This is a genomic window from Nostoc sp. ATCC 53789 (genome assembly GCF_009873495.1).
In the GTDB taxonomy this organism is placed as follows: domain Bacteria; phylum Cyanobacteriota; class Cyanobacteriia; order Cyanobacteriales; family Nostocaceae; genus Nostoc; species Nostoc muscorum_A.
The window spans coordinates 5,913,981-5,936,103 of sequence record NZ_CP046703.1 but is presented as its reverse complement, the minus strand read 5'-3'; the positions used below and the strand labels follow the sequence as shown (position 1 = coordinate 5,936,103).

Genomic DNA, 22,123 nt, shown 5'->3' with positions numbered 1-22,123 from the left:
TATGAAAAATAATACTTTAAAAAAACACTACATTTTTTTCATCGGTGAAGAATTACCCCAGCCAGAGGCTCATCTAGTGCAGTCTACAAATGCAGCTAATGCCGCCGCTAACTTGGGATACTCAACAGTTTTGGTATACCCTGAAAAAGGAGCAAAAGCTAATAACCCAATTAATTTATTGCGTCCTTTTCAACCGAGAAAAACCCCAACAGAACTTATTGAATATTACAATCTTCATGACAAATTAAAAGTTGCTCCATTACCGATGCCTTGGCCGATTGACCATTTTTCGAGCAAATTTACTGACTCCAACACCATTGCAAGCAAGTACTATTTACCATTTCATATACTTCCAACTACTAAACTTGTCCATAGTCGCAACTGGAATTTTGTCAAAGCTGCCATCAAAAATGGCATTCCGGCAATTTATGAACACCACCACCATGAAGAGAAACCATTTGAGCAAGAAATTGTTACAAATCCACTGTTACAAATAGCTGTCACCGTTGTAGAAACAATCCGTGAAAGCATGATTAAAAATGGAATGCCGCCAGAAAAAGTAATTAAGCTGCACAATGGTTTCAATCGTTTGTTTATGCAGAGACAACCAGAAAAAGCCGCAGAATGGCGACAAAAACTATTGCGAGATGCAAACCAAAAATTGGTAGTTTATGCGGGAGCGTTACAGCAATTTAAAGGTATTGATGTACTAATTGATGTGGCTAATGAAATGCCTAATGTACAATTTGCCTGTGCAGGAGGTAAGCCAGCAGAAGTAGAATATTATCAGCAATTGGTGAAAGAAAAACAGGTTTATAATATTCAATTTTTGGGCTATGTCTTGCATAATGAGTTAGCATCTTTGCTACAAGCAGCAGATGTTTTAGCTCACCCTCATTGTTCGGGAAAAGCAGCAACTTTCACATCTCCTTTAAAGCTGTTTGATTACTTCGCCTCTGGAACTCCAATTGTCTCGACGGAAATTCCTTCATTAGTTGAGTTTCAAGATACAAAAGCGTTCACCGGAGGTGTTGGCGAAGCCATCGCTGCTTGGTGTGAACCAGATAACCCAAGCAAATTTGCCGAAAGTCTGAAGCAGGTTTTAGAAACTCATCCTAGAAGAATAGAAGGTTATCCAGATAGTATCGAATTTGTCAAGCAGTTTTCTTGGGAAAATCGAGCCGCAAAAATTCTTAGTTATGTTGATGAATCTCTGCTACCCCAACTGATTGTGTAAGTAAAATAACTAATGACAAATAACTAAAATGACTATAAAAACTGTAGGTATGATTAGTGGCTATCGAGGTTTAGAAACTAGAGCCGATTGGCTGTGGCAACAAACCCCGCATCAATTTGGAGTTTGGGGCAATATGCAAATGCAGGCGCTAGCAACCAAACCAGATTTTCTACTGATGTATCAATTTGATTTTCCCCAAGCAGCGCCACAAAAATCTTGGTTAGATAGCTTTCGCAAACGGCAGCAAAAATCAGTAGTAAATGTTGATTCTCTACTGCGTGGTGTCAACAAAGAGCGGATTATTTATTTGCTAAGAGAACCACCTTTAGATGAAATTGTCGAAATAACTAATCATAATTATCAGCAAGCCCAGAAGTATTGCGGCTACATTTCTGGCCCCGATGATTTTGCCCCGACTCCTGACTATATGCCTGCTATTTGGTATCATTCAAATTCATTTCAAGATTTAAATGAAATGCCACCACCTCAAAAGGTTGCCCCATGTAGTTGGATTACTTCGGGAATCAGTCGTACAGCCAAACATCGCCAGCGTTTAGACTTTTTGCAGTCGCTACAATCTAGTGGCATAAAATTTGATTTATATGGGCGTAATTTACCAGAATCGGCTAAAAAATCGGGAGAACTAGGTAATAAATGGTATGGGATGGCACCATACTATTACAATTTGGCAATTGAAAATTATGCTGATAATAATTGGTATGTCAGTGAGAAACTTTGGGATAGTTTACTTGCCTGGTGTCTACCAATTTACTATGGTGGCCCGGCTGCTGATAAATTATTGCCACCGGGTAGCTTTTTGCGGTTGCCCAGTTTAGATGAAAAAGGTATTGCCTACATCAAAGAAGTGACAGCTACACCTGATGCTTGGTATGCTGCCAAAGATGCGATCGCAGAAGCACGTCAAATCATTTTACATAAATTAAACTTACTTAACTGGTTATCAAACTTTGTTGATCAACACTCATAAATTATGAATGGTATTTGTACCCTTGGCAATGATTATGTTTTCGATCAACTGGTGGCTTTGCTCAACAGTATTGATGTTATTTTGGGCCCCGAAACTCCTGTTTGTATCTATCCTTTCGACGATCAGACACAGCGAATTGCTGATGAAATAGCTAAACGCCCTAATGTATTTCTTTACGATAATCAAGAATCAATCAACCGTTGGGATCAATTTATGCTCTCAGCAGCACCAGAGCGATTGAATCGGAGTAAATCACGGTTGTATGGCGCTCACCGCCGTTTTTGCGCCTTTGATGGGCCATTCGATAAATTTATCTATTTAGATGCAGACACCTTGGTGATGAATTCTCTGGCATCAGTGTTTGAAAAGCTAGATACTTATGATTTTGTTGTCTACGATTTCCAATTTAAAGACGTTAGTAAGATATATAATGTTAACTCGCCAAAATTACTAGAAGTTTTCGAGCAAAAGCGGATTGATTCTGAAATCTTTTGCTCCGGTTTCTATGGCGCAAAACGAGGAACATTTAACTCAGAACAAAGAGATTTACTGATATCGCATTTACAAAATGGTGAGGCGGAAATTTTGTATGGCGGTGCTGGAGAACAACCACTGATAAACTACATGGTAATGAGGTCTAATCTTCCTATTTATAACTTTGCTCGTCAACTACCAGATAATGCAAAGACAGGATGTTCTGCCACATCTAAGCACTTCGAGGAACGAGAACACCTTCTTTATGACAAAGGGAATCGGCTAACCTACCTTCATTATATTGGTATCCCTCCTAATATTAATCAAGCAGTCTGTGCTGGAGAAAATATTGATTTTCCCTATCGAGATTTATTTCTCTACTATCGTTACTTAAACGAACCAGATAAGCGTCCCATCTTTCAAAACCCTCCTAAGAATTATAATGACGCTCCAGTACCAAATTTACTTACAAGAGCTTTGCGAAAACTTAAGTTAATTAACCAAGGATAATTTATGAGTAGGGGAATTTATATTGTTGCCAACGATCGTGTTATTGATAATGCGATCGCTTTACTAAATAGTATTCGTTACTATGATCCAGAAGTAACTATTTATCTGATACCATTTAACGAAAATTATCACAAGGTAGCAGAACAGCTTTCTACCTTACACAAAGTGCAAATTTTCCCCGATTTGGAACTTATTGATAAATTTACCAAACGCATCGGAGAAATTTTTGATCGAGATTTCCTCGCCTTACCAAACAAAATGCGTAAACTGGTGGCGTGGTTTGGCCCTTTAGATGAATTTATTTATATTGATACAGATATTGTCGTTTTTGAAAAAATCGCCGACAATTTAGACAAACTTTCAGAAGTCGATTTCTTCTGTTGTGATTACCATCATGCCAATGACAAACTACGAAATATCTTTTCCCCATTTGTGAAAGAGCAGCAAATTTTTTCTGATGCTCAACTTCAAGATGTTTTTAATAGTGGCTTTTGGGCTTCGAGAAAAGGAGTTATTACCGAAGAACAAATGGATGAAGCTTTGCGCGAGTGTGCAGCGCATCGTGAATATTTCGATTTTTCTGAAGGAGTTACAGACCAGCCAATTTTAAATTATCTTGTTCTCAAACTGATTGCCAAACGAGGAAATCTCGTCAAAATTCCTGGCGGTGGGCCTGGTAGTTGGGCGGGTTCACAAAGTTTCCAACAGCAAGATTATGCCCTCTATGACCGAGGACAACGACTAAAATATCTCCACTGGGCTGGTACACGGATGAAAACTGGTAGTCCCTATTGGCAATTGTGGGAACACTATCGCTATCTCCATGAGGGTAAATTCGCTTTCATCTCCAAACTGACTCGCCGTTTATTTCCTTTTGTTGCTGCCCGCACTTAATATTAGGAGTATCCCAATGATTGATGGTATCTACATCTTAGCCAATGATGTTGTCTTTGACCAACTAGTAGCATTGCTCAACAGTATAGAAGCTAATGCTGGTAGGAAAATTCCTATTTGTATACTTCCATATAATCAGCGCTTAGATAAGGTGAAAGCAGAGATTGCATCTAGAGATAATGTCAGCTTATTTGAAGATTCTGATTCCATAGCTTATTGGGATAACTTTGCGACTCAGATATGGAAAAATTATCCTAGAGCGCAAAGAACTTGGCGAGAGTGGGGTTTTTCAGAACTCTATGAGTTACCAATGCACCGCAAATTTTGTGCTGTGGATGGCCCCTTTGATAGATTTATTTATTTTGATGCAGATACCTTGTTAATGGGGCCAGTAGATTATGTATATGAAAAATTAGATACATCTGATTGGGTAGTCAATGATTTTCAATATAAATCTGACTTAAAATTTATTTTTGATGGTTCACCAGAGCAAATACAGCAAATTTTCAATTCAGAAAACTTGCAAGATAAAGTATTTTGTGCTGGTTGGTTTGCAACCAAGAAAAATATTTTTTCTCCAGCGATAAGAGCCGATTTAATGGGCAAATTAATATCGGGTGAGGCAGATGTCATGGCTTTTTTAGCACCTGACCAATCTTTATTTAACTACATGGTGTTGAGAAGTGGTATTTCCTATTATAACTTTGCTTTTGATGACTGCGAGCAGGCAACTGGTAATCACTGGAGTTCTAAATTTGATGTGGTAGATAATATCCTCTATGACCAAGGGCGGAGATTGACCTACTTACACTATATGAGTGTGTCTTCTTCAGCTTTTGTGCGGCTTTGTGGAGGTGAAGATGTAGATATTCCTTACCGTGATGTTTTCTTATATTATCGCTATTTAAAATCACCTGAAAAACGGCCTCAAAGTTTTACCCGCCCAAGCCAGATAACGCTTTTGCAAAAATCTACTAGTAGTTTTATTCAGCAAAGAGTAAACAATATTAAATTAAAGTATCGTAACTTCAAGGATAGAATTAGTGGTTATTAATAACTCAGCAAAGATATACCAATTAAATCAGCTTGTTGATTTTTTAAAATTTTCATCGGTGATAAAAATTAAAATTACTTAATGCCGCAAGTCTTAAACGTAAGTACCGATAGTAATAACCAATAAATTTATTTAGTTTATGCAATAGCTTTTGGAAAAGTGAATTTTTGTGGTATTCAATCGCTTCGTGCTGTTGAAAATATATCAGCGTTTTATCTGGATTTGCTTGTCCCTTTTTGATTTTCTGCCGTTCTACCCAATCCTTGAAATAAACAATACCGTCCATAGCATCCCATCGAACTGGTAATCCCGCCTTAGCAGCAGCTAATCCTATTGCATAACCCTCAGCACTATAAAAACCATTTAACTCACAGTAAAGTGCAATAGTTTCCCATTGCTTAATAAATTCGATTTCCCGCCCATCTTGCCTTGTAACTACAAATAACATTTCCATGACAAACTGAATATTAGTATCTTCTAAATCCAGGTCTAGTTTTTGTGCTAGTTTGCTCAGAATGGTCAAATCTCTAACTCTATTTGCCTTGAAATCATCATTTGCTGAATTAATATATTCTTGATTGTGTTTGACAATACTGGTACAACTTCTTGCTGTTATGCCAGGAAGCCATTTTATATCTGGTTGTAACTTATCTAATATTCTGATATCTGCATCGACAAATATACAAGTATTAAACAGTGATATTGCTTTGGCAATTACAAACCTTTTATCGTGGTAACAACCAATGCTATGTTGTTCATGTTGAAATGCTAGAACGTTAGGATATATTTTAAATTCTTCTGGCTTATCTGTTAGGACAATTAAATATACTCCTGGCGAATGTTTTTCGATATCTTGAGCTAATAGGAAAGCATGAGAGCGGTATCTTTTCCCTAAAGCTAAAGTGCAAAAACAAATGTCTGATTTTTCTTGGTTCATAAGATTTTATTGTTGAAATAAAATTTGGCTGAGACTAATATTAAAAATTTGTTTAGAGACAGAAGAATCATGCAAATTGTTTCGATTTAAATCAAACACTATGTTCACATATATAATATAGGGGCTGACTACTGTAATAGTACCTATTTTTCTCTAATTACTAAAATTCTATGCAATCCCTAAAAGATTTTAAGACATGAATTAATTGCATCTATACTAAAGCCTTGAAAAAAGCTGACTACAAAAGTATAAATGCTCACCAGCTATGGTGAGCATTTAAGTTTATTCCTATATCAAGACAGTTCAGTTAACAATAACTTAAACATATTTTATCAATCTAAGAAAAAGAATCTAAATCTAAAGATTGCATCCCTTCTCGTTCTATAAAGGTCATCATACTTCCCAGCTGCAACCAAACTAATAAACAAGTAAACAAACTAATTGGTAGACCGACTCCTAAAGCCAACGTGGAGGGAAAGCCAAATATCTCTAAGCCTGAAGACAGAAATAGACAAGTCCCGCCAGTGATACCGATAAATGGCACAAGTAATTGTTTTAGAGAAGAACGTGGTTCAGTATTTTCTGCTTTTTCGCTTGGCCAATTCTGCACAATTACTTTCAAAGTGCCAGATAATGCCAAACCAGATGTTAATGCTGTCAAAAAGCCAACGAGTAAGAGGAAATAGGGTGGTTGTAAAGGAAAATAGTACATTATTAAAACTCCTGATTTATAGTTTTTTAGTTTTTAATTGCTGACTGGTTTCCAGTAAAAGGCACTAGAAATGTAGCTTTTGGCAGAATAGCCGCCGCGCCTTCTCTAGATAAATTAGTTAAGATGCCGATCGCTACATTTAATAAACGATCCGGTTTTAAGTCATCTTTAACTAGGTTCCACAGGCGTTGGACATCTTCGGTGTGGAGGCGGTCATCTTCAGTGAGAGCCAGCACCAGCTGTCGCCGCAGAAACTTGCCTTCTTCCGACATTAAAAATTGGAAACCCATTTGGGCTGTGGGCAATACATCAAAGTTGTTATCGCTACGAGCGATCGCAATTAAATTCTCTAAACGCTGCCACTGAAATTTACCATCTTTGAATAACACATTCAATAATCGCCGCCGTAACTCAGGCGATTCCCCTGTCAGTAACCGCCGTGCTATGTAGGGATAACCCACTTCCACAATTTTGAAATCTGGGTTGAGGCTCAGGGCAATACCTTCTTGAGTCACCAAGGAACGAATAATCAAAGCAAACTTCGCCGGAACTCGGAAAGGATATTCGTACATCAGTTCCGAAAATTCATCGGTAATCGTTTTGAAGTTAAAATCCTTGACATTTTTGCCAATGGCATTTCCTAGCACCGCTTCTAATGCTGGCACTATCGGGCAAATATTTGTGTCTGGAGTCAGAAATCCTAATTTTACGAAGTCTTCGGCTAAATCGGTATAGTCTTTATTCACCAAATGCACTAGCGCATCTACCAGTGTTTCTTTGGTGTTTTCTTCCAACTGATCCATCATGCCGAAGTCGATATAAGCCATCCGGCCATCGGGTACAGCAAATAGATTACCGGGATGGGGGTCAGCATGAAAGAAGCCGTGTTCTAAAAGCTGTTGCAATCCTGAAGTAACGCCAATTTGGATAATCGCTTCTGGGTCTAAACCTGCTTCGCGGATGCTTTTAGTATCCGTCAGCTTGAAGCCGTTAATCCATTCCAGGGTTAAAACGTGGGTATTGGTATAACGCCAGTAAATTCCTGGAACTTTAACTTGTGGGTCGTTGCGGAAATTGCTAGCAAATTTTTCGGCGTTGCGGCCTTCATTTATATAGTCGATTTCTTCAAATAGCTTCGTGCCAAACTCGTCCACGATTAAAGTGAGGTCGTGACCGAGATTCAGAGGCAACCAAGGAGCTACCCAACTCGCACCCCAGCGCAATAAATAGAGGTCGCGGGTAAGAGTTGGGCGTAAGTTTGGGCGTTGCACCTTCACTGCGACTTCTTCGCCACTGATTAGACGACCACGGTATACTTGACCCAAGCTAGCTGCTGCGACTGGGTGAGGTGAGAGTTCGCTAAAACATTCATCAATTGGACGATCTAGCTCGGTTTCGATAATTTTGTAAGCGATCGCATTATCGAAAGGTGGTAACTGATCTTGTAACTTGATCAGTTCTTCTAGAAAATCTTTACGTATTAAGTCAGGTCTGGTGGAGAGGGCTTGACCAACTTTAATAAAAGTCGGGCCGAGGCGGGTGAGCAGTTCTCGCAACTGGATAGCTCGTTTACCCTTGTTCTGCTCAACTTTGTCTTGCCATTCGTCCCACTTGAGACTGATTATAAATACTGCAAAAGAGGAGATAATTCTCAGCAGTCGCCCCCAGGCTAGCCAAGGACGGTAACTATAATAGCGAGCGATCGCATCTGGATTATAGAGCTTTAGCTGAGTAGGTTGATACTGACCCACGCCTTTATTTGCCTCTTCAACTGAAAAATTTACAATGATTGTTTCTCTACTAAACCCACAAGTTAGTTGTAGGCAAAAGATAGCGGTAGTTTTTTATCTGAAACAACTCGAACTCTGCCTTTCTGGGGTACTGTTCGAGACAGTTTTAGCCTAAATTACTTCCTAGATTTGTTTATCTTTTTCTTAATTATACTTTATAAAACTACAACTACTTATCCATCTTTTCGATGATTTTATCTTTTCTTAACCTTATTTTATATAAATATAAATATCTACCTGTATCTGTAAATTTGGTTAGGATATGAGAAATCCGTAACCATGTTTGCTTTCAGCTACATATCACAGTAGTAAGTAGATAAACTTAAATTAAACAGAAACCTCTCAGGATAAGGATTCACGACTTATGTGGGAAAGTCATGAATCTTGATATTATGTTTATTTATACCTATCGAATTAAGTGAAAATTATCAGGTTATATGTGTAAAAAATAACTGTTTAAGTAAAATCGATTTTTGTAAGATAGTGTATATTAAGAAGCTTTTTGAATAATAAAAATTAGAACGTTAAATACAACTTTGGTAATTGGTAGTGGTTTTACCACAATTACCAATTACCAACTTTTAATTATCATCTGCTGCTATTTAGATTTGGCCTCCAAGTTTTCTAAACGGCTTCTCAATTCCTGGTTTTGTTGTTTGAGTTGGTCGAAATCTTCACGCAATTGACGGAGGGTTTTTTCTGAACCGATGTTCTTTTGCACCTTGGAAATTTCTTCTTCAGCATTGCGACGGACACGCCCATCGGCTGTTTGTTCCGCTAGCGATCGCAAAATTCCGACTGCTTTGGGTGTTTCCATTTGTCCCAATGCTGCTGCTACCGCCACTTGCGTTAAAAAGAAGGTTTCTTTGGCTAGTTCTGCTAATTTTTCTAAAATCCGTTCCAAATTAACCGGATTTTGACCTACAGAAATCTTTCCTAAAGCGCGAATTGTGGCTAAACGTAGAGGTTGTGGTACACCGATTTTGGTGTATTCGAATAGTAGATTTAAAGCTGCTTCCGAGGTTTTGAATTCAGCTAAACCAGCGATCGCACCACTCCGCACTACTTCATTCCAACCCGCCTTTTCTTCTAAAATGCCCTTGAGTTGCTTTAGTACCTTATCTTCCTTGGGTTTTTCTTCCAAGTTTGCAGATGCGATCGCGCCAATCACACGAGAAGCAGCAGCTTCCACGTAGTAGCTAGGATCGCCCTTTTGCAACAACCCTCTTACAACTTTATAGCTTTCAGCAGTTTTGATTTGAGCAAGTGCTTCCACTACAGATCGTCGCACGTAAGCATTTTTATCTTTTAATCCCAGAGCCAAGCCATCAAAAGCTTGGTCTAAATTAATTTTGGCTAGTTGTTTTGCCACTTCCACCCGCACACCCCACAATGGGTCATTTTTGAGGGACGCAGATAGTGCTTTTGTTGCTTCTAACCCGCCTTTTTTCGTTAAAGCTTCTGCTGCATAGATGCGCGAAATTGGGTTGGGATCAGATTCTAATTGTGCTTTTAACTCTGCTATTGGATACTCTAAAGCTACTGTTTTTAGGTAATTATTCTCAACATCAAAGCTGATATATTGGGGCTTATTTTCTAAGGGAAAGTAGAAACTTTGTTCTCGTTCATTTATCCGTACTACAAAAACTTTGAGTTGTGAGTTAGGAGTTGTGAGTTTGGAATTATTTTTAACTCCTAACTCCTCACTTCTTACTTCTTGTTGGGTATAGCCAAAACCAATAGGTATTTTTAAATCAAACAAATCCTTACTGCCATTTTTATCTTCAGCAGCTTGGGTTTGAGTTACCGTAATTTTTGCCAACTTAGCATCTCCATCCCAAGAGTAAGCTACCTTAAAATCGGGATGGCCACCACGATAAACGTATTGGTCAAAGAGGAACAAAAGATTATGTCCAGTAGCTTTTTCAATCGCCCTGAGTAAATCTATAGTTTCTACAGTTTTGTGGGCATTATCTTGAACAAATGTTTGAATAGCCTGCCAAAATAATTCATCTCCCAATTGGGCGCGAATCATGTGATAAACACAAGACCCTTTTTCGTAGATATGGCGATCGTAAAGTTCAATAGCTTCGCGGTAAACATGTGTTACCATCGGGCGACGGTAGCGGCTGCTATCTTCACTAATGTAACGACGAGCTTCTAAAAACCGATAGTAAGCTGCTTCTTCTAGACTATATTCCTGTTCTGTCCACATCACCTCAGAATAGGAAGCCATTCCTTCCTTAATCCAAGCATGAGACCAATGCTTAATCACCACCAAATCACCAAACCACTGGTGGGCGAGTTCGTGGACGACTAAACTTTCGGTGTTGCGGTTATCTAAAGCGGCGCGTTCATCCAGCAAACATCTATCTGTTAACAAGGTTGTGGAGGTGTTTTCCATCCCGCCAAAGATGAAGTCATCTACACAAACCTGGGCATATTTCGGGAAAGGATATGGATAACCATACTTTTGGCTCAAAAATTCGATCATCCGGGGAGTTTTGCCCATGCTGCGTTTAGCATCTTCCTCCCGTCCCTTTTCTACGTAGTAGGTGACTGGTTTACCCTTCCACTCATCCTGAATTTCGGCAAAGTCACCTACTGCCAAAGTCATCAAGTAGGTAGGATGAACTTGTTGCTGTAACCAATGGTAGATTTTATAATCACCATCTTCTGTGGTGTCAATCAGTTCGCCGTTGGAAATCGCCACGAGGGGGTTGGGGACACGAACGCGAATTTCGGAAGTAGACAATTGTCCTGGATAGTCAAAACAGGGGAACCAAAACCGGGAGTCTTCGTCTTCTCCCTGAGTCCAAACCTGAGTGGGCTTGTTTGGATAGTGCTTATCTGGTTGGATAAAATAAATGCCGCGTTGCGGTTTTTCCACCGAGTAGGCGATCGCAATCAGCAAGCGTTTACCAATCTGAGTCGTCTCAGAAAGTTGGATAGAAAGCTGTTCCCCGTCGTAGTCAAAATTTTGTGGCACATCGTCCACCTGCACAGACTCGATATTCAGGTTGACAGCATCCAAAGTCAAACGGTCAATGCCATTACGGATTGGCAAGAGGCGAATGCTACAAATGCCCTGATAGCTTTTTTTAGGGATATCTAAGCTGAGATCGAGAAAAATATGCTCCACCTGTCCGGGGCGATCGGGATTGTAGTGTGGTCTTGCTCCCGGTAACTCAAAAGGTTTGTGTCCGTTATTATCTGTATCAAAATAAGACTTCGACATTGATCCTTACTGACCTTGTAATCCTGAAAAGTCTGGCTTGGCTAGATGTAATTAAGCAAAATAGCGGTATCTGTATTTCCCAAATCAATAGGGCAGTATGGGGGTTAAGATTCCCATTGGGGATTGGAGGATTGAACTTAATCTCACCCAAGTTTCCGAAGATCGACTATCGATCCTGGGACTTTTTTCCATATCCCTCCCGCATTTCCTTTTACTGATGTTTTGCACTTTTTTGTCATCGAGTCAAGTGTCTCTTGCACCTCGATAGATTCTCATTAAGTACAAATACTCCTAATTGTTCTTATAACTTAGGATAACTTGCTGCTGTTGAGCAGGCTATTTTATTTGAGATGAACAGCATATCATTTGCGGATTCGCTCCTCATTCCCTTGGAGTCTTTTTTAGGGTAATTATTTGAGACTGCTAGCTTATAGGACTACTAATTTTATCAGTAAATACCGATCGATGAGCGGAAATTATTAATAAATCCGAAAACTCTACAGTGACACTTGTATAAATCTCGGTGACAATCTGAGCAAAAGAGGATAATAAAATGCCCGAAAGTAAATCAAAGTTTTTCATTCCTGCGGTTGGTGCTGCTCTCGTTGTAGCAGGAAGTATCGCGGCTTATATGTATTTGAAAGGCCCATCAGGAAGTAGCTCAGATGCTCTCGGCAGTGCTAAATTAGTACCTTCAACAGCATTGATGGCAACTTATATTACTACTGACCCTCAAGCTTGGGCAAAGTTACAGCAATTTGGCACTCCAGAAGCACAAAAGTTAGTGGCAAAAGGTCTGGAAGATTTCAATAAGCAAATGTTCAGTGACGGTAACGTTTCTTATGAAAAAGACATAAAGCCTTGGGTTGGTGGTGTGATGATTGCTGTACTACCACCAAATTCTGTGAAACCTGCACAGTTAAAAGTGCCCTCCGGGGCACCTAATGTACCAACAAATTTACAGCAGGAATCAAATATCCTGATAGTAGTGGGAATCAAGGATAAAATCAGTGCCTTGAATTTTGCTAACAAATTGAAGTCACAGAAAGGGGTGAAATCCCAAGAATCTGACTACCAAGGTCAAAAAATTCTTGAAACTACAGAAAATGGCAAACCGACATATAGCGTAGTTTTAAATAATAGTCACTTGATATTAGCCCCCGAAAAGCAAGCTGTAGAAAAAGCAATTGACACCTTTAAGGGACAGTCTTCTTTTGCCAGTAAAGAAGGTGCAAGTAGCATTCTCAGTAAAGGAGTGGATGTTAAAAATAGCCTCGCCCAAATTTATGTACCAGACTATGCAGGTATGGTACAGCAGTTAACTGCCGGAAATCAGCAAGCAAAGCAGTTACCTCCACAAGCCTTGGCGCAACTGAAGCAGATCAAATCTGTGGTAGCGGGTGTTGGTGTTGATGATGCGGGAGTGCGGGTAAAAGCGATCGCTAATTTAGATCCGCAGCTGAATAAATTCCAGTATCAATCAAGTCCAGGAAATATAGTCGGGCAATTTCCTACTGATACCTTTGCTCTGATTAGCGGCAATGGCATCAGCCGTGGCTGGGAAACCTTAGTAGAACAGTCAAAAGATTATCCAGAAATGAAGCAGGCCCTGGAACAAGCGCGAGGGCAAGTGAAAATTGCCAATATTGACCTAGATAAGGATATTTTTGGTTGGATGAATGGGGAATTTGCCTTTGGTGCTATTCCATCCAATCAAGGAGTGTTAGCCAGTGTTGGTTTTGGCGGTGCTTTAGTATTTGACACTAGCGATCGCAAAACAGCCGAAGCCACCTTGACAAAATTGGATACTTTGGCCAAAGTACAACAAATCAACATTGCCAATAGAAATATTGGTGGTAAAGACGTAACTGAATGGCAAATCCCTAAACAGGGAGCTTTATTGGCGCATGGTTGGCTGGATCAAGATACTGTATTTGTGGCTCTTGGTGGCCCAATTGCTGACGCAATCAGCGATCGCAAGAATCAATCTCTTAATAATAGCGACGCTTTCAAAGCCGTTACTGGTTCTTTGCAAAAGCCCAACGGCGGCTATTTCTACCTGGATATGGATAAAACTAAAACTGTGCCCCTGGTCAATAGTTTAATTTCATCTGATGCCAATACCATCACCATCCTCAATTCCATTCGTGGTCTTGGTTTTACTGCTAATAGCCCCGATAAATCCACCAGTGAATTAGAGATGTTGTTAGCTCTCAAGCCTTCTGCAAAATAGGGGATTGGGCACAAGGGGCAGAGGGCAGGGAGCAAGGGGGAGAATTAAAAATTATCTCTTTCCCTTCTACTCCCTGCTCCCATTGCTCCCCTTGCCCCCACTTACAAAACTTGATTATTCCGAGATTCCAATGTCTGGCTCAGTCTATCCAACGCCCCAGTCAGCCTTTCCTGAGCTATGACATTAGCGTCTGATGTTAGGGATTCTACGGGAACATCCTCTTGCCTCTTCAATTTTTGTAAGGCGCGAATTGCTACAAATAAAATTAAGGCAATGGTTAAAAAGTCAATGATTGCGCCAAGAAATTGACCGATCACAATTCCTGGGCCTATGGCGATTGTTCTCAATTCTTTGCCAGTCACGCCAATCAAGGGGTTAATCAATGGCATAATCACAGCCTCAACAAAGGAGGTGATAACCCGGCTGAAGGCAGTACCGATGATGACTGCGATCGCTAAGTCAATCACATTACCTTTGAAAGCAAATTCTTGAAAATCCCTTAAAAAGCCACTTGTTCTTCTTGCTCTTGCCATACTTGAGACTCAATAAGTTAGTTGTAGTCTTTTTTTATATGGCGCTCAACTTTTTGCCCTCTCTGTTGAGATCGATTTTGTCAATCTTCAATGAAGTGTATAAATTAGAGAACAGTGTGATTCTCTGGAAAAACAAATCACACCAAAATTTTCCATATCAAAATTCCATGACATCATTATATAATTCAATTCATTTCTAGACTGCCGTCCAGCAATTATGTCATAAGTAAAAAAGCTGTGAACGCAAATTAATTTATGACTGCTACTGTAAAAACGACTCCTGGCTTCGCTTCCCGCTTGGTAAATGGCGTACTGGCAATCAAGCCTTTAGCCAACCTAGCCAAACATCAAGCCCGTCAAATGATGATTAAACGTGCCGAGAGAATTGGTGTGCCTTGGACGCAAGAAGTCGAAACACTACAAGCGCATGATTGGAAGGCTGATCTAGCTCAAGTACAAAATCCTGAGCTTTCCTACCCAGAATACTATTTGCGGTCATTCCATGCCTACGAAGGTGGAAACCTCAGTTGGAAAGCTGCTTGCGAGTTAGAAGTTGCTGCTCGTACTGTCCATGCTGGAATTTGGCAAGATGCTGGAGCAGAAGGAGATGCTAGACTGCGCCAAAGTTACCACGATATCCTCAAAGCGCAAATCCCCAATCAACCCCAAGAAATCCTAGATTTGGCCTGTGGTGTGGGTTTAAGTACATTTACTATGCAAGAAATTTATCCCCATGCCAAAATTACAGGCTTGGATTTATCTCCCTACTTCTTAGCTGTTGCCAATTACCGGACCCAACAACGCCAAGCTAAAATTAACTGGCTTCATGCCCAAGCAGAATCTACTGGACTACCAGATGCCTCATTTGATTTAGTCTCAATTTTCTTGATGTGTCACGAATTACCCCAGTCAGCAACCCGACAAATTTTAGCTGAAATGCGGCGCGTGCTGCGTCCAGGTGGCTACTTGGCAATCATGGATATGAATCCCAAGTCTGAAGTTTACCAGAAAATGCCAGCCTACATTTTGACGTTGCTCAAAAGTACTGAACCGTATTTAGATGAATATTTTGCTTTGGATATTGAGCAAGCCTTTGTTGAAGCAGGTTTCCAAACTCCCACTATTACCAACAATACTCACCGTCACCGCACAGTAATTGCTCAGGTGAGTGGTTGATTTTTCTCTACTGCTGTGGTCAGCAATACCACCCTTGCTGCTGCTAGGCTACTACTACTATCGAGTACCATTTGCCCCACCTCTGTTAAAGTTACTGATGTTCTTTGGCATCGGGGCAATATCTGGTATTTTAGCCCTTAGACTTGAATGGAATTTTGAAACTGTAGCCAATTGGGTTGTAGACTGGGAACGGATCAAGCGATCGCTCCCTGGTGCAATCTTGCGGCAGCTTGTAGAAGTAGGTTCAATTGAAGAAGGCTGCAAGTTAGCAGGGGTTGTTGTGCCAACCTACTATTTGCAACGCACGTATCGATTACTTCCCTCAACTGTTTTCCTCTTCACCATAGCCGTTGCCCTTGGATTTACCGCCGAAGAGAACTGGATTTATCTTTTTCACAATACAGGATCAATTCTTGGGCGTACTATCAGCACGCCAGTCCATGCCATGTTCTCTGCGCCTTGGGGATATGCCTTGGGAATGTATATTGCGTCTAAGAATCGGTTAGATCAAGACAGGAAGTTCATTCTTTGGGCTTGGCTGAATTCTGTAATCTGTCATGCCCTAGTTAACATTCTATCTAGTGCTTGCAGTTACTCACCAGCGCTATGTTTCCTTAATTATGGTTTATTTCCGTTTCTCTTGTGGATGTTTTGGCGACTAGAACAATTACTGCGAAAAGTGCAAGGTAAACCTGTAATTACCCTGATTTCAGAACGTACACCCCAGCGACGTTACTGGCAGAGGGGTTTAGTGCTTTTTGCCCTCGTGCTGGGTGGAAATGCTATTTTTGGGCTGTTTCTCTTAGCCAATAAAATTATTCCTTTGAGTCCGTCCAAGCTTTTTGACAGTTATATTTTGTGGTTTATATTTAGTCGCTTTTTGCTAAATCTCTTTTTTGGAATTTTAGCTTGGGGCATTTATCGCTATTTGCGACATTCCGCCCGCCGTCGGTATTTTTAAAATATGATTTAAGAAAATGCTAGGGGGTTTCTATGCAAACAACTCCAGTGCGTTGGACGACAGATGACCTAGAGTTATTCGCTGGCGATTCTCGTTCCGAGACACTTCGTGAACGCAGAAATCGCTATGAGATTATTGATGGAGAACTATTTGTGACCAAATCACCTAGTTGGGATCATCAGGCAAGCTGCGTAAATATTGCTACAGTTCTTAAGATTTGGTCAGATGAAACTGGTTTAGGTAAAGCTGCGTAGATGCGGAGCAGCTTGTCGTCAGACATCGCACCTGGAATCATTTTCTCAGATTCTGACAATGTGATCCCTGATGTGGTGTGGGCAAGTCATGAACGCTTAAAATACTTGCTAGATGAAGCTGGACACCTCACGGGCGCACCAGAGTTAGTAATAGAAGTTTTATCTCCCGGTGAAAAAAACGAGAAACGTGACAGGGAAACAAAGCTAAAGCTGTACTCAGTGCAAGGGGTTCAAGAATATTGGATTTGCGATTCTATACAGAAAAAACTTGAGGTTTATCGACGCGAACAGGCTGCATTAAAGTTAGCAGCTACTCTATTTAGTCAAGATGAGTTGACAAGTCCTTTGCTACCAGGTTTCACCTGCTTAGTGAGTAAACTTTTCTAAGCTTGCATTCTTTCAAATATCCTCTTGACTCTGTGTTCTCTGTGCCTCTGCGGTTAGTTAAATAAATCACTTTTAAACCGCAGAGAACCAAAGAGAATAAAATAAATTTTAATAATTACGAATTACGAATTATTAAAAATGTCCTATGCCGGGATTTTCAATTACCTAAACTCGTGCTAATACTGGCTGATTCACATCTGCGCTGACTGAATCTGATTCTGACTCCGTGCAGTAAATTTCGCAGGAGTTATTAGGACTTTCAATCAGTTTCACTTTGTGAAGTTTAGCTCCCAATTCTTGAATGGGCGATCGCAATAAATTACTAATGTAAAGTGCGATATTCTCAGCAGTAGGCACAATTTCGGCAAAGTAGGGAATGTCTTTATTTAAAAAAGTGTGATCGAATGGTTCAACCACATAATCTTCTATGACTTGATTCAAACCCCCTAAATCGACAATCATGCCGGTGCGTGCGTCAATTTCTCCTTTGACGGTGACTTCTAGATGATAATTGTGTCCATGACCGTGGGGACGGGCGCACTTACCATAAATCTCAGTGTTTTCTTCGTTACTGAGATGAGGATGAGCTAGCCGATGGGCGGCGCTAAAGTGAGTACTGATAGTAAGGTATGCTTCCATTGCGTTTCCTATATAATCTGCCCAAAGTTCAGGATGTTCAAATAACTGCACACGGACTAAAGGCAAATGCGGTGCTAACCTCTGCCAGATAATTCGGGCAATATTCTCAGTGGTGGGTAAAGTTTGTTGAAATTCTGTCCACGCATCGTTGATATAAGAGAAATCCAATTGACTGGTAACTTCTCGTTTGATTACGTGTTTGACATCAGACAAGTTCAGCACCATACCATACTTATCCAATTCCCCCGCAAGGGAGATAAATAAGACATAGTTATGTCCGTGTCCAGGAAATTTAGAGCAAGCACCAAATTTTTCAATATTCTCGGCTTCACTCAGTTCCGGCAACCAATAGCGATGACTTGCCGAAAACTGGGCGCGGCGATTCACAATACATTGCATGAGTACACTATGAGCAGAATTTAAAATTTCTTAATCTTTTTCTGTTTCCAGCATAAACTAATTTGTTTGTCAGTAGTCATTAGTCATTAGTCATTTGTTATTTGACCATGCCCAATGCCCAATGACTATATAACAGATGCTTGTGCTTCACAGTGTAATCTCGTAGCTATGCGGAATAGTTCTTGACCTGTGTGTAAATAACGCTCATCGTAGTTCAAAGGAAAATAAGCCAACTCGTCAAGCCCATCTGCTACTTGATTGAGGCTGTAATAGAGGTTAGCCGCAGTTCCTGCTAAAGTAGAGGGATTCGGCAGAGAGCGAAAAATAATTTGTGCCTGCTTGAGGTCATCTCGACAGGCTTGTAAGTATTCCTGAAATTCATCTAACAACTCATCATCAAAAGGATCGGCAGCTAATTGCTCTATTTGCTCCTCTAGAGAATAGAGAATACCATCAAGTAGATGATTGACTGGTTGATAAACTCGACGCAGCCATTCTTCAACTTGCTCGTCAGCTTCCCGCCCTGTTTTTCGTTTTGTCTGGTAATGCTTTTGCGCCGATGCTGTACGCTGTTGGCGATCGCTATTTAATTTTTGAGAATCATTTTGCAGTTGTTGGTCATAATTGCGGCGATTATGGTTGTCACCTAAGATTTCATAAGCTGCATTGATGAGAATAATCTGATCGCGATCGGCTGTATCCTGATTACTGTCAGGATGAAATAACTTAACCAAGCGGCGATAAGCTTGCTTAATCTCCGCAAGGCTGGCACTTGGACTAACTTTGAGAGTTTCGTAATGGTTAGAAACGTGCTTAGAATTGACCATTAATTCAATGTATCGTTAACCAACGCTAGCGGGCAACCTTGCCTCCAGGTCTTGGAACAACGGTGTACTCAGATACCTCTCACCAAAGCTGGGCTGAATCATCACAATTAAACGCCCTTTGTTTTCTTCACGTTGAGCAACGCGAATTGCTGCACATAAAGCGGCTCCACTGGAAATGCCAGATAGTAGCCCTTCTTCTTTTGCCAAACGCCGACTATAAGCGATCGCTTCGTCATCGGTGATGGTAATCACTTCATCTATCAATTTTATCTTGAGAACTTGGGGAATAAACCCAGCGCCAATTCCTTGGATTTTGTGTGGCCCTGGCTGTCCCCCAGATAAAACTGGGCTATTGGCTGGTTCAACTGCGATCGCTTTAGAACTAGGTTTGCGTGCTTTAATCACTTCTGCTACCCCAGTGATCGTACCACCAGTGCCCACACCCGCCACAACTATATCTACTTGTCCATCAGTATCTTCCCAAATTTCAAGAGCTGTAGTTTCTCGATGCACTTTTGCATTAGCTGGATTGCGGAACTGCTGCAACATATAGGTATTTGGCGTACTATTAACTATTTGCTGCGCTCGTCTAATTGCCCCACTCATGCCTTCCATACCTGGTGTTAGTTCCAGTTCTGCTCCATAAGCCCGCAACATTGCCCGACGCTCACCACTCATGGTTTCTGGCATTGTCAAAATTAATCGATAACCCTTAGCTGCTGCTGTCATTGCTAGGGCAATTCCTGTATTTCCAGAAGTGGGTTCTACTAATATTGTTTTCTCAGGAGTAATCAGCCCCTCCTCTTCGGCGGCGTTAATCATACTCACCCCAATCCGGTCTTTGACTGATGCCGATGGGTTTAGACTTTCGAGTTTCACCACAATTTCCGCAACACATCCTTCTGTTTGAGGAATGCGGTTCAACCGAACTAGGGGGGTACGACCAACAAGTTCTGTAATGTTACGAGCAATCCGCATAATTATAGTCCTTTGTCATTTGTCATTTGTCGTTTGTCATTTTTTATTGTGTCGGAACTAGCTTCGGAAGCAGAGCATCACCTTACCTTTGATTTAGGCACTCATCAACTTTTGATTAAATAATTGTGATTTTACTTGCAGCTTTAATAGCTTTTTCTCTAGCCTCTTGGATATTCAGACCCTTGGCTAAAGCTACTCCCATTCGTCGATATGGATGAGCATTAGGTTTACCAAATAATCTAATATCGACATCTTTTTCTGACAAAGCATCGGCTACACCTGTAAAACCAATAGAATCAGATTTTTCCGAAGCTAAAATTACCGCACTAGCTGAGGCTCCTAGCTGTTCTATATGAGGAATTGGCAAACCTAAAATGGCTCTTAGATGTAGTTCAAATTCATTGAGATTTTGTGAGATTAATGTCACCATTCCCGTATCGTGCGGTCTGGGAGAAAGTTCGGAAAAAATCACTTCATCTTTAGTAATGAAAAATTCAACGCCAAAAATTCCGGCTCCTCCTAAAGCATCAGTAACTTTTCTCGCTATTTCTTGAGATTTTAATATCTTATCTTCAGAAATTAGTGCGGGTTGCCACGATTCTTGATAATCTCCTCGTTCTTGGCGATGACCAATAGGAGGACAGAAAATAGTCGGTGCATTCCACTGTTTAATTGTTAATAATGTTATCTCGATTTCAAAATTAATAAATTCTTCTACGATGACCTTTTGACTGTCTCCTCTAGAATTTGCGATCGCATAATTCCATGCTTTCTCAACTTCACTCTTATCCTGCACTACAGACTGACCTTTACCAGAGGATGACATCACAGGTTTAACAACATTACTAAACCCAATTTCATCAGAAATTGTAATCAATTCTTCTAGGGTTGTTGCATAACCATATTTAGCCGTTCTGATGCCCAATTGTTGATGCGCCAGTTCCCTAATTCTATCGCGGTTCATTGTATAGTTAGTGGCAGCCGCAGTTGGTATAACTGTAATCCCTCGCTGCTCAAATTCGATCAGTTTTTCTGTTCTAATAGCTTCAATTTCTGGTATGATAATATCTGGCTGATGTTTTGTCACTACAGCTTCTAAATCATCAGCACTGAGCATAGAAATCACTTCAGAGGCATCAGCAACTTGCATAGCGGGAGCATTGGGATAGCGGTCAACGGCAATCACATAATTACCAAGACGTTGAGCCGCGATCGCCAATTCTTTCCCTAATTCTCCTGAACCTAGCAGCATCAATTTTTGGGGCAACTTAATATTCATCAACTTATCCAGACCAATCTCGATCCAATCATCTTATAATTTTTTGTGTTTCAATTAACGTCTTTTCAAGAGTTAAATCTAGCCCCGCGCAGTTGTAAATCTTGACGTTGTAGCAGAGTTAAACCAGTACCTAGACCCAGGTGACACTTATCTACTAGAGTCTCTAACCAAATAGTCTCATCCAAAGTTGCACCTCGCAAATCTGCATTTCTCAAATCGGCTTTCATTAAATTTGCAAATAAGAGGTCTGCATTGACTAAACTACTACCTTGTAGATTTGCTCCAGACAAATTGCCTCGGATGAAGTTTACATCATCTAAAATTAAGCCAGATAAATCTGCTCCTATTAGATTTGGAAATTTTAGCTGACTTGGATATTTAAAAAACCGCATCATACAGATGATATTTGCTTCATTTAGGCGGATTTTAGTTAAAAACTCATAACGACCAATTCCCAGTTGCTTAAGAATTTGTAGACGCTGTAGGGGACTTTGTTCTAAAAACTGGATGGCTGTATGGCGTAGGTCTTGAGCCGGCAGATTTAGCATGATTGTCAGGTTATTACTATACTTGTGCTAATTAAAAGTTTAACCTTAATACAAGAACCCCGACTTCTTACAGAA

18 protein-coding genes and 1 pseudogene are annotated in these 22,123 nt (G+C 40.4%); 9 read left to right on the top strand and 10 right to left on the bottom strand.

Translation table 11 applies throughout. The features are described 5' to 3' along the window. Position 1 precedes the first annotated feature (1 nt). Genes GJB62_RS24545 through GJB62_RS24525 form a run of 5 tightly spaced genes read left to right on the top strand, consistent with a single transcriptional unit; the run spans position 2 to position 5,157 of the window. The gene (locus tag GJB62_RS24545; protein ID WP_114083785.1) at positions 2-1,237 is read left to right on the top strand and encodes a glycosyltransferase; all 1,236 of its coding nucleotides are present in this window, start codon (positions 2-4) and stop codon (positions 1,235-1,237) included. A 28-nt stretch (positions 1,238-1,265) separates the two neighbouring features. Beyond that, positions 1,266-2,225, top strand: coding sequence for a glycosyltransferase family 10 (locus GJB62_RS24540; protein WP_114083770.1), 960 nt, complete (start codon positions 1,266-1,268; stop codon positions 2,223-2,225). A 3-nt stretch (positions 2,226-2,228) separates the two neighbouring features. After that, positions 2,229-3,209, top strand: a complete 981-nt coding sequence (locus tag GJB62_RS24535; RefSeq protein ID WP_114083769.1) for an Npun_R2821/Npun_R2822 family protein — start codon at positions 2,229-2,231, stop codon at positions 3,207-3,209. Positions 3,210-3,212: 3 nt separating this feature from the next. Continuing rightward, entirely contained in the window at positions 3,213-4,103 is an 891-nt protein-coding gene (locus GJB62_RS24530; protein ID WP_114083768.1) for an Npun_R2821/Npun_R2822 family protein, read from the top strand. A gap of 16 nt (positions 4,104-4,119) precedes the next feature. After that, positions 4,120-5,157: an Npun_R2821/Npun_R2822 family protein gene (locus GJB62_RS24525; RefSeq protein WP_114083767.1), complete on the top strand. Its 1,038-nt coding sequence runs from the start codon at positions 4,120-4,122 to the stop codon at positions 5,155-5,157. Between the two features lie 52 nt (positions 5,158-5,209). On the opposite strand, the gene GJB62_RS24520 is transcribed toward GJB62_RS24525, so the two are convergent. The 4 genes from GJB62_RS24520 to GJB62_RS24505 all read right to left on the bottom strand — a co-directional run bounded on the left by GJB62_RS24520 (position 5,210) and on the right by GJB62_RS24505 (position 11,834). Next, positions 5,210-6,094 (bottom strand): hypothetical protein, encoded by an 885-nt coding sequence (locus tag GJB62_RS24520; protein WP_114083766.1) that lies wholly within the window; start codon positions 6,092-6,094, stop codon positions 5,210-5,212. Between the two features lie 337 nt (positions 6,095-6,431). After that, positions 6,432-6,806 (bottom strand): hypothetical protein, encoded by a 375-nt coding sequence (locus GJB62_RS24515; RefSeq protein WP_114083765.1) that lies wholly within the window; start codon positions 6,804-6,806, stop codon positions 6,432-6,434. Between the two features lie 26 nt (positions 6,807-6,832). Then, positions 6,833-8,557: an AarF/ABC1/UbiB kinase family protein gene (locus GJB62_RS24510; RefSeq protein ID WP_114083764.1), complete on the bottom strand. Its 1,725-nt coding sequence runs from the start codon at positions 8,555-8,557 to the stop codon at positions 6,833-6,835. Positions 8,558-9,194: 637 nt separating this feature from the next. Further along, positions 9,195-11,834 carry a M1 family metallopeptidase gene (locus GJB62_RS24505; RefSeq protein WP_114083763.1) on the bottom strand — a complete coding sequence of 880 codons (2,640 nt, stop codon included), beginning with the start codon at positions 11,832-11,834 and terminating at the stop codon, positions 9,195-9,197. Between the two features lie 553 nt (positions 11,835-12,387). On the opposite strand from GJB62_RS24505, the gene GJB62_RS24500 reads away from it, so the two are divergent. Further along, positions 12,388-14,067, top strand: a complete 1,680-nt coding sequence (locus GJB62_RS24500; RefSeq protein ID WP_114083762.1) for a DUF3352 domain-containing protein — start codon at positions 12,388-12,390, stop codon at positions 14,065-14,067. 101 nt (positions 14,068-14,168) lie between these two features. On the opposite strand, the gene mscL is transcribed toward GJB62_RS24500, so the two are convergent. Continuing rightward, positions 14,169-14,600, bottom strand: coding sequence for a large conductance mechanosensitive channel protein MscL (gene mscL, locus GJB62_RS24495; protein WP_114083761.1), 432 nt, complete (start codon positions 14,598-14,600; stop codon positions 14,169-14,171). A 255-nt stretch (positions 14,601-14,855) separates the two neighbouring features. Here mscL and GJB62_RS24490 point away from each other — a divergent pair, with 255 nt between their 5' ends. The 3 genes and pseudogenes from GJB62_RS24490 (at position 14,856) to GJB62_RS24480 (ending at position 17,378) form a co-directional block, all read left to right on the top strand. After that, positions 14,856-15,776, top strand: a complete 921-nt coding sequence (locus GJB62_RS24490; RefSeq protein WP_114083760.1) for a class I SAM-dependent methyltransferase — start codon at positions 14,856-14,858, stop codon at positions 15,774-15,776. Further along, complete coding sequence (locus GJB62_RS24485) at positions 15,769-16,737, top strand: PrsW family intramembrane metalloprotease (RefSeq protein ID WP_114083759.1); 969 nt, start codon at positions 15,769-15,771, stop codon at positions 16,735-16,737. Before GJB62_RS24490 ends, GJB62_RS24485 begins: the two co-directional genes overlap by 8 nt. 32 nt (positions 16,738-16,769) lie before the next feature. Next, a pseudogene (locus tag GJB62_RS24480) lies at positions 16,770-17,378 on the top strand (Uma2 family endonuclease). 165 nt (positions 17,379-17,543) lie between these two features. Here GJB62_RS24480 and GJB62_RS24475 read toward each other — a convergent pair. From GJB62_RS24475 to GJB62_RS24455, 5 genes are all read right to left on the bottom strand, one after another. After that, positions 17,544-18,416, bottom strand: a complete 873-nt coding sequence (locus GJB62_RS24475; protein WP_114083758.1) for a 6-carboxytetrahydropterin synthase — start codon at positions 18,414-18,416, stop codon at positions 17,544-17,546. A gap of 125 nt (positions 18,417-18,541) precedes the next feature. Next, the gene (locus tag GJB62_RS24470; protein WP_114083757.1) at positions 18,542-19,243 is read right to left on the bottom strand and encodes a J domain-containing protein; all 702 of its coding nucleotides are present in this window, start codon (positions 19,241-19,243) and stop codon (positions 18,542-18,544) included. A 15-nt stretch (positions 19,244-19,258) separates the two neighbouring features. Continuing rightward, entirely contained in the window at positions 19,259-20,221 is a 963-nt protein-coding gene (cysK, locus tag GJB62_RS24465; protein WP_114083756.1) for a cysteine synthase A, read from the bottom strand. 115 nt (positions 20,222-20,336) lie between these two features. Next, the gene (purT, locus tag GJB62_RS24460) at positions 20,337-21,500 is read right to left on the bottom strand and encodes a formate-dependent phosphoribosylglycinamide formyltransferase (RefSeq protein WP_114083755.1); all 1,164 of its coding nucleotides are present in this window, start codon (positions 21,498-21,500) and stop codon (positions 20,337-20,339) included. Positions 21,501-21,565: 65 nt separating this feature from the next. Beyond that, entirely contained in the window at positions 21,566-22,048 is a 483-nt protein-coding gene (locus GJB62_RS24455) for a pentapeptide repeat-containing protein (protein ID WP_114083754.1), read from the bottom strand. Positions 22,049-22,123 lie beyond the last annotated feature (75 nt).